The organism is Pilimelia terevasa (assembly GCF_014647915.1).
Classification (GTDB): Bacteria; Actinomycetota; Actinomycetes; order Mycobacteriales; family Micromonosporaceae; genus Pilimelia; species Pilimelia terevasa.
Genome location: NZ_BMQC01000019.1, coordinates 1 through 11,592, shown reverse-complemented (window position 1 = coordinate 11,592; position 11,592 = coordinate 1). Strand labels below are relative to the sequence as shown.

Sequence of the window (11,592 nt, the reverse complement as noted above, 5' to 3'; positions counted from 1 at the left end):
CATTCAACTCGGCGACGTGGCGGGCTGCCCCGCCGGTACCGGTGTCAGCGGCAGCAGCTTGCGGCCCGTCGGGCCGATCTGGATCTCGGTGTCCATCGAGGGGCACACCCCGCAGTCGAAGCACGGCGTCCACCGGCAGTCGTCCTGCTCGTACTCCGTCAGCGCGTCCTGCCAGTCCTGCCAGAGCCAGTCCTTGTCCAGCCCCGAGTCCAGGTGGTCCCACGGCAGGACCTCCAGCTCGTCGCGCTCCCGCGTCGTGTACCAGTCCAGGTCCACCCCGAACGGCGGCAGCGCGGCCGCGGCGGCGTCGACCCAGCGCCGGTACGAGAAGTGCTCGCTCCAGCCGTCGAACCGGCCGCCGTCCTCCCACACCCGGCGGATCACCGCGCCGACCCGGCGGTCGCCCCGCGACAGCAGGCCCTCGATCAGCGACGGCTCCCCGTCGTGGTACCGCAGCCCGATCGCCCGCCCCAGCGACCGGTCGCTGTTGATCGCCTGCTTGAGCATCCGCAGCCGGTTGTCGATCACCTCCGGCGTGGCCATCGACGCCCACTGGAACGGCGTGTGCGGCTTGGGGACGAAACCGCCGATCGAGACCGTGCAGCGGATGTCCTTGCTGCCCGTGGCCTCCCGGCCCGCCCGGATCACCCGGTGCGCCATCGAGGCGATCTCCAGCACGTCCTCGTCGGTCTCCGTCGGCAGCCCGCACATGAAGTACAGCTTCACCTGCCGCCACCCGTTGCCGTACGCGGTGACCACCGTGCGGATGAGGTCGTCCTCCGACACCATCTTGTTGATCACCTTGCGGATCCGCTCCGACCCGCCCTCGGGCGCGAACGTCAGCCCGGTCCGGCGCCCGTTGCGCGACAGCTCCTGCGCCAGCTCGATGTTGAACGCGTCCACCCGCGTCGAGGGCAGCGACAGCGACACGTTCTCACCCGCGTACTGCTCGGCCAGCCCCGAGCACATGTCCCCGATCTCGGAGTGGTCCGCCGAGGACAGCGACAGCAGCCCCACCTCGTTGAAGCCGGAGAACTCCAGCCCGTCGCGCACCATCTGGCCGACCGTCGTGATCGACCGCTCCCGCACCGGCCGGGTGATCATCCCGGCCTGGCAGAACCGGCAGCCCCGCGTGCAGCCCCGGAAGATCTCCACCGCGAACCGCTCGTGCACCGACTCGGCCAGCGGCACCAGCGGCCGCTTCGGGTACGGCCACTGGTCCAGGTCCATCGTCGTGCGCTTGTGCACCCGGAACGGCACGTCAGCCCGGTTCGGCACCACCCGCTGGATCCGCCCGTCGGGCAGGTACTCCACGTCGTAGAACCGCGGCACGTACACGCTCTCGGTGCGGGCCAGCCGCAGCAGCAGCTCGTCGCGCCCGCCCGGCGACCCCTGCGCCTTCCAGGCCCGGACGATGTCGGTGACCTCCAGGACGGCCTCCTCGCCGTCGCCGAGGACCGCCGCGTCCACGAAGTCCGCGATCGGCTCCGGGTTGAACGCCGCGTGCCCGCCGGCCAGCACCACCGGGTGCCGCCCGTCGCGGTCGGCCGCCAGCAGCGGGATCCCCGCCAGGTCCAGCGCCGTCAGCAGGTTCGTGTACCCCAGCTCGGTGGCGAACGAGATCCCGAACACGTCGAAGTCCACGACCGGCCGGTGCGCGTCGACGGTGAACTGCGGCACGCCGTGCTCCCGCATCAGCGCCTCCAGGTCCGGCCAGACCGCGTAGGTCCGCTCGGCCAGGACGTCGGCCCGCTCGTTGAGCACCTCGTACAGGATCTGGACGCCCTGGTTCGGCACCCCCACCTCGTAGGCGTCGGGGTACATCAACGCCCAGCGCACGGTCGCCGCGTCCCAGTCCTTGACGACGGCCCCGAGCTCGCCGCCGACGTACTGGATCGGCTTGCTGACCCGCGGCAGCAACTGCTCCAACTGGGGGAACACGCTGGTCACCGGCATGACACCTCCCGGAAGTCCAGCCCACCAGGGTACGCGGGCGCGGCGCGGCCCGCCGCTCAGGCGCCCCGCGGGGTACCGGACGGGGCCGCGGTGGCCCCCGGGGCTGCGGTGACGCGGCCCGGCCGGCTCACCCGACCGGCTCGCGCCGGGGCGCGTACCGCGGCACGTACTCCTGCCCGCTCAGCCGCTGGATCGCCCGCATGATCTCGTCGGTGACGGCGCGGCGCTCGCTCGCGGTCTCCTCCCGGCCGCCGAAGTGCAGCGGCGCGCCGAACCGGATGTCGGGGCGGGCGGTGAACGGCCGCGGCAGCCGGGCGCCGATCGGCTGCACCCGCGCGGTGTTGCGGACCCCGACCGGCACCACCGGCACGCCGGAGCGCAGCGCCAGCCGGGCGACGCCCGTGCGCCCCCGGTACAGCCGGCCGTCCGGCGACCGGGTGCCCTCGGGGTACACCACGACGAGCCCCCCCGCCGCCAGGACCGGGAACGCGCCGTCGAAGGCCGCCAGCGACGCCCGGCCGGTCGCCCGGTGCACCGGGATCGCGCCGAGGCCCTCCAGCACGGTCCGGCTCAGCCAGCCGCGCGCGCCGGAGCCGGTGAAGTAGTCCGACTTGGCCCAGAAGGCGATGTGCCGCGGCGCGAGCGCCCCCACGAACAGCTCGTCGGCCACCGACAGGTGGTTGCCGGCCAGGATCGCGCCGCCGGTCGCCGGAATGTGGCCGATCCCCTCGACGCGCGGTAGCCAGCCCAGGCGCAGCAGCGGGACGACGGTGAGCTTCGCGATGGCGTACAGCGGCGGCAACCTAAATTCTCCGTCCTCGCAGGGATCTGCTGCCCACACGCTAACGGAGCAGGTCGCCGCCACCACCACTCCCACATGCGACGTGACGAAAATCCTGCCGGCACGCCGGCCGCGACCGCGCGGGGGTAAACATCGACCGTTCAGGTAGTGACGCACACCGATGAGACCGCTAACGTCCGCTCTGTCAGGTGGCGGAAAGGAACTTCCCCGCCGACACGAAGGGGGACCAAATGACACTCAAGATGTTCATCTCCTCGGCCGGAGTCGCCGCTGTCGTCGCCGGCACCGCGCTGGCCGGCGCACCCGCCATGGCCACCGCCGAGGACCCGGCCAACGTGCCGATCAGCGCCAAGCTGGAGGCCGCCAACGGCACGGGCTGCAAGGTCAACGACGGCAAGGAGGTCACGGTCACGAGCTTCCCGACCGGCGTCGTCCAGATCAACCTGCCGAGGATGCAGGCCAAGGCCGGCGGCAAGAACGGCGCCCGCGCCAACGTCAACTGCCAGGCGAACCTCGCGATCACCGTGCCGGCCGGCTACACCTGGTCGCTGGACGCCATCGGCGTCAAGGGCTTCGCGTACCTGGGCGAGGGCACGACGGGCATGGCGCTGGTCACGTCCTACATCAGCGGCATGACCGAGACCGGCGAGGTGAGCACGAACCTCGAAGGCAAGTACAACGGCCGCTGGGTCCAGCTCGACGCGCCGGACAAGGCCATCCAGGCCCCGTGCGGCGAGGACCGCAAGCTCAACGTCAACACCCGGGTGCAGGCCAACGCCGGCAAGGACCCGAAGAACAGCTCGGCGATCATGACCCTCCGCTCGAACTCCGCGGAGGACCACGACGTCCTGCTGAGCCTCAACGCCGTCAAGTGCCCGGCGTAGCCCCCATTCACTCACTGAGGGGAAACGGACTATGAATCGGCGGACCCGCAACGGTCTCGCCACTGTCGGTGCCTCGGTCGCGGTCGCCGCACTCCTGACGGGGTGCGGCACCGCGTCGGCACAGACTCTGGACGCGACCGACAGCGCCCGTGCGGCGGCCGCCGCACAGGCTCTCCTGAACGCCGCGAAGGCGCCGACCGTGAAGCTGCTCGGGGCCAACGGCGAAGGCTGCCCGAACACCAAGAGCATCGCGGTGACGAACCTCAAGAGCGGCTTCTTCACCATCCGGTTCACGAAGCTGTCGGCCCGGGTCGGTCCGAAGGTCAACGCCAAGGAGCGGCGGCGCGCCTGCACCGTCTCGCTCCGCGTCAGCACGGACCAGGGCCTGACCTACGGGATCAAGTCCGTCCGCGTCGACGGGGTGGCCGGCGTCGCCAAGGGCGCCCGCGCCCAGGCCGACGTCACGGCGGCCGGGCAGCCGGCGGTCACCGGCGCCTTCACCAAGGCGCTCAAGGGACCGGTCAAGGGCGCCTACTCCGGCACCGGCAGCCTCGCGCCGCCGGTCCGCGGGGACTGCGGCGCACCCACCCGGGCGCTCACCCTGACCAGCGCCGTGGCCACCAACCGGGGCAGCAGCTCCGCCAAGGCGACCACGACGCTCAACCTGATGCCGTCCAAGACCAAGGCCGGCCTCACGGTGAAACTGGTCAACCTGGTCTGCTGACCGGGCCACACGAACGGCAGGGGGCGGGCCACCCACGGTGGCCCGCCCCCTGCCGCGTGTCCCGGACTCAACCCGCCGGGAACCAGAGGGCGATCTCGCGCTGCGCGCTCGCCGCCGAGTCGGAGGCGTGCACCAGGTTCTCCCGGTTGGACAGCGACAGGTCGCCGCGGATCGTGCCGGCCGCCGCGGCCCGCCCGTCCGTGGCGCCGACCAGGGTGCGGACCACCGCCACCGCCTGGTCCCCGGCGACGACCGCGGCCACCAGCGGCCCGGAGGTCATGAACTGCTTCAGCGGCGGGTAGAACGGCCGCTGCACGTGCTCGGCGTAGTGCGCGTCGGCCAGGTCCGCCGACATCGTCCGCAGCGTCACCGCCGCCAGCGTCAGGCCCTTGCGCTCCAGCCGGCCCAGGATCTCGCCGACCAGGCCGCGGCGGACCGCGTCCGGCTTGATCAGCACGAGCGTGCGTTCGCTGTCCTCGCTGGACACAGGTCTCCTCCCGACGGCGGCCCGGGGCCGCTCCCCGGCCGCGGCGACCTCCGTGCCGCCCGGCCCACATACCGGACGGCAGCGTACCGAGCACCGGCACGGCGACTCGCCGGTGGGCCTTGGCGCACCGTCCGATGCGGGCTTAGCCTTGCCCCCGGACGTCCCCCCGGAGGTGCGCACGTGACTACCCGACAGCCGAAGGCCGGCACCAGCACGGCCCGCAGGGCGGCCGCCGCGCTGCTGGGCGCGGTCGGGCTGTTCATCCTGTCCATCGGCATCGGCGTGCCGAGCTGGTCGGTGGTGGCGGTCGGCGCGGCGCTCGGCCTGGTCGCGGTCGGGCTGGTCACCGTCCAGGCCGTCCGGGGCGGCGAGCGGGCCTGGATGGCCGCCTCCGCCCACGTCATCGCCGCCTCCCCGGCGCCGGCCAACCAGGAGTACGGCCGCGCGGAGCTGGAACTGGTCCTCACCGGCCCCGGGCTGCCGACGGTGGCCGTCAAGGTGCGCGACCCGAAGGTCCCCGTGGACCGCTGGCCCCGGCCCGGTACCGCGCTGCCCGTCCTCGTGGCCGTCGACGACCGGCGCAACGTCCGGGTGCAGTGGGACGAGGTCCCCGCCGCCCGGCCGGACCCCGTCGACACCCCGCGCGTACCCACCACGGTGGGCGTGGCGCCGATCGACGTCCCGCGCACCGCCGACGCGCCCACCCGCGAGTTGACCGGCCCCGGGCAGACCCACGAGTTCGCCACCCCCGCGCAGATCCGCGACTTCGCCGCCCCCGCGCCGCGCCGCGCGCCCGCGCCCCGCGCCGGCGACGACCCGGCCGGCGCGCCCGCGCCCGACCAGCCGCCCGCGGGCACCGCCGGCCCGGGCGACCCCGCCGCCGACCGCGGCGCGGGCGACGTCTACGACCAGGAGGCGGAGCCGCCCGCGGTACCGGCGGCGCGCCGCCCCGAGGAGCCGGTCGCCGTACCCCGGCCCCGGGTCAGCGGCGCCGTCCCGCTCGCCGGCGTCGCGGACGTCGCCACCGTGCACCGGACGGCCCGCCCGGCCGGCGCCGGCCCGGTCCACGGCGTCGGCGCCACCCTGACCGTCGGCGACCTCGACCGGGCCGTCGACTTCTACACCGGCGTCCTGGACTTCGCCACCATCGACCGCGGCCCCGACCTGGCGATCCTCGCCTCGGGCGACACCCGGCTGCTCCTGCGCACGGCGGCCGGCGACGGCGCGCCGCGCGGGGCGGGGCACCTCAACCTGGAGGTCGGCGACATCGACGCCAGCCACCAGGCGCTGCGCGCCGCCGGGGTGCGGTTCCTGGCGGAGCCGGCGGTCGTCGGCGGCGGCGCCCGGCTCCAGCTCTGGTCGGCGCCGTTCCGCGACCCGGACGGCAACGGCCTGGCTATCACGCAGTGGCGGCCGGCGGAGTCAGCCGAGGATGCTGCGACGGACCCGCAGCAGGTACCACCAGACGAGTCCGAAGAGCACCCCGAGGACACCCAGCGCCCCATGCAGTAGCCCGCAGGCGAGCAGTACGCCCTGCGCCCCGAGGACCGCCCACCAGCCCCACGGCCGGCGGAGCGCCCCGATGAGCAGCAGGTGCGCCGCCGCCAGCACCAGCACGGCGACCACCCCGGCGGTACCGAGGCCGTCGTCGAGCGTCCGCAGCGGCTGGACGGCCAGCAGCAGGACGAGGGCCTCCATGGCCAGGGTCCCGGTACCCATGCCGCGCACGGCGGCGGCGGGGTTGCGCAGACCCGACCGCGGCCCGGACGGCGCCCCGCCGCCCTCGCCGTCGCGCGGACCGCCGCCGTCGCTCACCGCGCCAGCAGCTTCCGCGCGTCGGCGACCGTCACGACCGACCCGGTGACGAGCACGCCCGCCCCGGCGAGCCCGCTGTCGACGCTCTCCTCGGCCAGCGCCACCGCCGCCTCGATCGCGTCGGCGAACGCGGCGCGGACCGTCACCCGCTCCGGCCCGAACACCTCCCGGGCGACCTCGGCCAGGGCCGCCGCCGGCATCGCCCGCTCGGCGCTGTTGCGGGTCACGACGACGGCGTCGAGGATCGGTTCGAGCAGGTCCAGGACGGCCGGCACGTCCTTGTCGGCCAGCACCGACACCAGGCCGACCAGTCGCCGGAACGTGAACTCCTCCTGGATGGCGGCCACCGTCGCCGCCATCCCGTGCGGGTTGTGCGCGCCGTCGAGCAGGATCGTCGGGGCGGTGCGGACCCGCTCCAGCCGCCCCGGCGTGCTGACCCGGGCGAAGCCCTCCCGGACCACGTCGGCGTCCAGCGCCCGCCGGCTGCCGGCGCCGAGAAAGACCTCGACGGCGGCGAGCGCGACCGCCGCGTTCTGCGCCTGGTGCGCCCCGTGCAGAGGCAGGAACACCTCGTCGTACCGTCCACCGAGCCCCTGGAGGGACAGTAGCTGCCCGCCGAAGGCCAGCTCCCGGCCGATCACGCCGAACTCGCCGCCCTCGCGCGCGACGCTCGCCCCCACCTCGGCGCACCGGCGCAGGATCGGCTCGGCCGCCTCGTCGTCCTGCGCGGCGGTCACCACGGTCGCGCCGTCGTGGATGATCCCCGCCTTGGCGTCGGCGATGTCGGACACCCGGTCGCCGAGCCACTCGGTGTGGTCCAGGCCGATCGGCGTGAGCACGCAGACCGGCGCCTGGAGCACGTTGGTCGCGTCCTCGGCGCCGCCGAGCCCGACCTCGATCACGGCCACGTCCACGGGCGCGTCGGCGAAGGCGGCGAAGGCCATCGCCACCGTCATCTCGAAGTAGGTGAGCGCGTGCGAACCGGCCGCGTCGACCAGCGCCGCCAGGGGCGCCACCTCGGCGTACACCGCGGCGAACCGCTCCTCGTCCAGCGGCACCCCGTCGAGGGCGACGCGCTCGCGCACGGTCTCCAGGTGCGGGCTGGTGAACCGGCCGGTGTGCAGCCCGTGCGCCTGCAACAGCGCGTCGATCATGCGGGCGGTGGAGGTTTTCCCGTTGGTACCGGTCAGGTGGATGCTCGGAAAACTGCGCTGCGGGTCGCCGAGCAGCTCCAGCAGGCCGGTGATCCGGTCGAGGTCGAACACCATCCGGGTGTTGCCGCGCGCCAGCAGCGCCGCCTCCGCGTCGGCGAACGTCACCGGACCCGCCACGCCGGCCGGCGCACCGGGCCGGCCGGTCCCCGGATCCGCCGGGCCGCTCACGCGTCCGCCAGGGTCGCCAGCGCCGCCGCGATGCGCACGGCGTCGGCCTCGGCGGCCGCCAGCCTGGTTTTGATCTTGTCGACGATCTCGGCCGGCGCCTTGCCGACGAACGCCTCGTTGCCGAGCTTGGCCCGGCACTGGGCGATCTCTTTCTCGGCGACCGCGGCGTCCTTGGCCAGCCGGGCACGCTCGGCGGCGACGTCGATGGTGCCGCGGGTGTCCAGCTCCACGCTCACCGCGCCGGTCACGGCCAGGCTGGCGCCCGCGGTGAAGTCCTCGCCGGGCGGGTCCAGCCGGGCGATCGCCCGGATCAGGCCCTCGTGCGCGTCCAGCCCGGCCTCGGCCAGGCCGACCAGCGCCGCGGGCACCCGCTGCGCGGGCTTCACCCCCTGGTCGGCACGGAACCGCCGCACCTCGGTCACCACCCGCTGGAGCCGCCCGATCTCGGCCTCGGCCGAGGGGTCCAGGTAGGACTGCGCGGGGATCGGCCACGCCGCCGTCGCGACGGTCAGCGAGCCGGTCAGCGCCGTCCACAGCTCGTCGGTCACGAACGGGATCACCGGGTGCAGCAGCCGCAGCAGCTCGTCCAGCACATGGCCGAGGACCCGCCGGGTCGCCTCGGCGGCCGGACCGCCCGCGGCCAGCACCGGCTTGGCCAGCTCGACGTACCAGTCGCACACGTCGTCCCACGCGAAGTGGTACAGCAGGTCGCACGCCTTGGCGAACTCGTACGCCTCGAACTGCTCGTCGGCCTGCTCCACCACGTCCTGGAGCCGCGACAGGATCCACCGGTCGACGCTGGACAGCGCCCCCGGCGAGGGCAGCGCCCCCGCGACGGTGGCGCCGTTGAGCAGCGCGAACCGGGTCACGTTCCACAGCTTGTTGCAGAACGCCCGCGACCCCTGGCACCACTCCTCGCTGACCGGCACGTCCCCGCCGGGGTTCGCCCCGCGGGCCAGCGTGAACCGCGTCGCGTCGGCCCCGAACCGGTCGATCCAGTCCAGCGGGTCGATCACGTTGCCGGAGGACTTGCTCATCTTCTTGCCGTGCTGGTCGCGCACCATCCCGTGCAGGGCGACGACCGCGAACGGCGGCGTGCCCTCCATGGCGTACAGGCCGAACATCATCATCCGCGCGACCCAGAAGAACAGGATGTCGTACCCGGTGACCAGCACGCTGGTCGGGTAGAACTTCGCCAGGTCCGGCGTCTTCTCCGGCCAGCCCAGCGTCGAGAACGGCCACAGCGCGCTGGAGAACCAGGTGTCCAGCACGTCCTCGTCCTGCCGCCAGCCCTCCCCCGACGGCGGGGTCTCGCCCGGCCCGACGCAGCGCACCTCGCCGTCGGGGCCGTACCAGACCGGGATCCGGTGCCCCCACCAGAGCTGCCGCGAGATACACCAGTCGTGCATGTTGTCGACCCACGCGAAGTACCGCTTGGCCAGCTCCGGCGGCGCGATCCGCACCCGCCCGTCGCGGACCGCCTCCCCGGCGGCCCGTGCCAGCGGCTCGGTCCTGACGAACCACTGCAGCGACAGGCGCGGCTCCACCGTCGTCCGGCAGCGCGAGCAGTGGCCGACCGCGTGCACGTACGGCCGCTTCTCCGCGACGACCCGCCCCTGCTCGCGGAGCGCGGCGACGATCGCCGGGCGCGCCTCGAACCGGTCCAGGCCCTCGAACGGGCCGTGCGCGGTGATGACGCCGCGCTCGTCCAGGACCGTCAGGCTCGGCAGGTCGTGCCGCCGCCCGATCTCGAAGTCGTTGGGGTCGTGCGCGGGCGTCACCTTCACCGCGCCGCTGCCGAACGCCGGGTCGACGTGCGGGTCGGCGACGACGGGGATGCGCCGGCCGGTCAGCGGCAACTCCACCTCGGTGCCGACCAGGTGCCGGTACCGCTCGTCGTCCGGGTGCACCGCCACGGCCGTGTCCCCGAGCATCGTCTCCGCGCGCGTGGTGGCGACGACGATGCTCGCCTCCCCCTCGCCGTACCGGATCGAGACCAGCTCGCCGTCGTCGTCGGAGTGCTCGACCTCGATGTCGCTGAGGGCCGTCAGGCAGCGCGGACACCAGTTGATGATCCGCTCGGCCCGGTACACCAGATCGTCGTCGAACAGCTTCTTGAAAATCGTCTGGACCGCCTGGGAGAGCCCCGCGTCCATGGTGAACCGCTCCCGCGACCAGTCCACCGAGTCGCCGAGCCGCTTCATCTGCCCGAGGATCGCCCCGCCGGACTCGGCCTTCCACTGCCACACCCGCTCGACGAAGGCCTCCCGCCCCAGGTCGTGCCGCGAGAGTCCCTGGGCGGCGAGCTGCCGCTCCACGACGTTCTGGGTGGCGATGCCGGCGTGGTCCATGCCGGGCAGCCACAGCGCCTCGAAGCCCTGCATCCGCTTCCGCCGGACCAGCGCGTCCTGGATGGTGTGGTCCAGGGCGTGGCCGATGTGCAGGGAGCCGGTGACGTTCGGCGGCGGGATGACCATCGTGAACGGCGGCCGGTCGCTGGCGGCGTCCGCGGCGAAGGCCCCGGCGGAGAGCCACGCGGCGTAGCGGCGCTGCTCCACCTCTCCCGCCGGGTACTGACTGGGCAGCTCCACGGCCGGCGGCGCCGCAGCGGGCGCCTCGACAGGGCTCGCTCCGGCGGGGTCCGCGTCGTCTGCACCCGCCGACGGTGCTCCGGCCCCGTTGCCGCCGGCCAGCCCGCCATCCGCACCGGCGTCCGCCAGATCGGCGTCCACCCGACCGCTACCGGCTACTGCGTCGGCCACATCTCCGGGGACATCGCGCGTGTCGGTGGCCTCGGAGCCAGCGGCGCCACCCGCTTCGACCTCGGCAACTCGGGCTTCGGCCTCGACGCCTCCTGCTTCGGCCTCGACGAATTTGGCTTCGGTGCCGGCGACCTGTGCTCCGACGACTTTTGCTCCGGCCTCCGTGGCGGCGACTTCCTGCTCGGCAGCGCCAGCTTCTTGGGCAGGGTCGGCACTGCCGCCGGTCGGGAGCGGGCTGCCGGCCGGGTGGGCGTCGGCGGCGCTGTCCTGACCGACCGTCGCTCCGGCGCCGTCGAGCGCGGCCGCGCGCTGCCCGGGCGCGCTGACGGCGGCGGGCGGCGCCGTCGCCGCCGTGTCGGCCTGGTCGGCGGAGGGGGCGTCACTGCGGTGCGGGGCTGACTCGGTCACGTCGGAATTCTACGGAGCCATCGAACCCCCAGAGTCGGCGGCACCGGCCGTGACGCAGCGAAGCCGCCGCGGCCCCCAGCCCTGACCCGCCGTAGCCGCCCCGCCAGAGCTGCCCGCCGCTGCCCGGCCAGGCTCCCCGTCGTGTTCACCTCCGGCTGGTGTTCACCTCCGGCGTGCCATGTTGCACCCGTTACCGCACAACGCGAAAAGGCGACCCGCGTAAACGGGTCGCCTTTTCGATAAGTATGTCCGGCGGCGTCCTACTCTCCCACACCCTCACGAGTGCAGTACCATCGGCGCTGGAGGGCTTAGCTTCCGGGTTCGGAATGTTACCGGGCGTTTCCCCTCCGCTATTGCCGCCGTAACTCTATG

At 73.9% G+C, this 11,592-nt stretch carries 9 protein-coding genes and 1 rRNA gene; 3 read left to right on the top strand and 7 right to left on the bottom strand.

The annotated features are described in order from the left end of the window. Positions 1–3: 3 nt before the first annotated feature. A complete protein-coding gene (locus tag IEY75_RS18450) occupies positions 4–1,956 on the bottom strand; it encodes a TIGR03960 family B12-binding radical SAM protein (protein ID WP_189115642.1) in 1,953 nt (650 codons plus the stop codon). Between the two features lie 127 nt (positions 1,957–2,083). Beyond that, on the bottom strand, positions 2,084–2,758 hold the full coding sequence (locus IEY75_RS18445) for a lysophospholipid acyltransferase family protein (RefSeq protein WP_189115641.1): 675 nt from the start codon (positions 2,756–2,758) through the stop codon (positions 2,084–2,086). A gap of 230 nt (positions 2,759–2,988) precedes the next feature. On the opposite strand from IEY75_RS18445, the gene IEY75_RS18440 reads away from it, so the two are divergent. Both IEY75_RS18440 and IEY75_RS18435 read left to right on the top strand, forming a co-directional pair. Next, on the top strand, positions 2,989–3,642 hold the full coding sequence (locus IEY75_RS18440; RefSeq protein WP_189115640.1) for a DUF4360 domain-containing protein: 654 nt from the start codon (positions 2,989–2,991) through the stop codon (positions 3,640–3,642). A gap of 31 nt (positions 3,643–3,673) precedes the next feature. Then, the gene (locus IEY75_RS18435; protein ID WP_189115639.1) at positions 3,674–4,366 is read left to right on the top strand and encodes a DUF4360 domain-containing protein; all 693 of its coding nucleotides are present in this window, start codon (positions 3,674–3,676) and stop codon (positions 4,364–4,366) included. Between the two features lie 67 nt (positions 4,367–4,433). Here the strand turns inward: IEY75_RS18435 and ndk are convergent, their stop codons facing one another. Beyond that, positions 4,434–4,853 (bottom strand): nucleoside-diphosphate kinase, encoded by a 420-nt coding sequence (gene ndk / locus IEY75_RS18430; RefSeq protein ID WP_189115638.1) that lies wholly within the window; start codon positions 4,851–4,853, stop codon positions 4,434–4,436. Positions 4,854–5,033: 180 nt separating this feature from the next. On the opposite strand from ndk, the gene IEY75_RS18425 reads away from it, so the two are divergent. Next, the gene (locus tag IEY75_RS18425; protein ID WP_189115637.1) at positions 5,034–6,365 is read left to right on the top strand and encodes a VOC family protein; all 1,332 of its coding nucleotides are present in this window, start codon (positions 5,034–5,036) and stop codon (positions 6,363–6,365) included. On the opposite strand, the gene IEY75_RS18420 is transcribed toward IEY75_RS18425, so the two are convergent. The 4 genes from IEY75_RS18420 to rrf all read right to left on the bottom strand — a co-directional run bounded on the left by IEY75_RS18420 (position 6,276) and on the right by rrf (position 11,584). Beyond that, positions 6,276–6,572 (bottom strand): DUF4233 domain-containing protein, encoded by a 297-nt coding sequence (locus tag IEY75_RS18420; RefSeq protein WP_189115686.1) that lies wholly within the window; start codon positions 6,570–6,572, stop codon positions 6,276–6,278. The genes IEY75_RS18425 and IEY75_RS18420 overlap by 90 nt on opposite strands. Before the next feature lie 92 nt (positions 6,573–6,664). Beyond that, complete coding sequence (locus IEY75_RS18415) at positions 6,665–7,936, bottom strand: bifunctional folylpolyglutamate synthase/dihydrofolate synthase (protein ID WP_189115685.1); 1,272 nt, start codon at positions 7,934–7,936, stop codon at positions 6,665–6,667. Between the two features lie 110 nt (positions 7,937–8,046). Further along, on the bottom strand, positions 8,047–10,641 hold the full coding sequence (locus tag IEY75_RS18410) for a valine--tRNA ligase (protein ID WP_189115684.1): 2,595 nt from the start codon (positions 10,639–10,641) through the stop codon (positions 8,047–8,049). A gap of 826 nt (positions 10,642–11,467) precedes the next feature. Continuing rightward, positions 11,468–11,584 (bottom strand): 5S ribosomal RNA (rrf, locus tag IEY75_RS18405). Between the last annotated feature and the right edge of the window lie 8 nt (positions 11,585–11,592).

What these genes read in the sequence shown, in the direction of transcription:
- IEY75_RS18435 (WP_189115639.1), top strand. Translation starts at nt 3,674, where the DNA reads ATGAATCGGCGGACCCGCAACGGTCTCGCCACTGTCGGTGCCTCGGTC.
- IEY75_RS18420 (WP_189115686.1), bottom strand. Translation starts at nt 6,572, where the DNA reads ATGGGTACCGGGACCCTGGCCATGGAGGCCCTCGTCCTGCTGCTGGCC.
- IEY75_RS18415 (WP_189115685.1), bottom strand. Translation starts at nt 7,936, where the DNA reads ATGGTGTTCGACCTCGACCGGATCACCGGCCTGCTGGAGCTGCTCGGC.
- IEY75_RS18450 (WP_189115642.1), bottom strand. Translation starts at nt 1,956, where the DNA reads ATGCCGGTGACCAGCGTGTTCCCCCAGTTGGAGCAGTTGCTGCCGCGG.
- IEY75_RS18440 (WP_189115640.1), top strand. Translation starts at nt 2,989, where the DNA reads ATGACACTCAAGATGTTCATCTCCTCGGCCGGAGTCGCCGCTGTCGTC.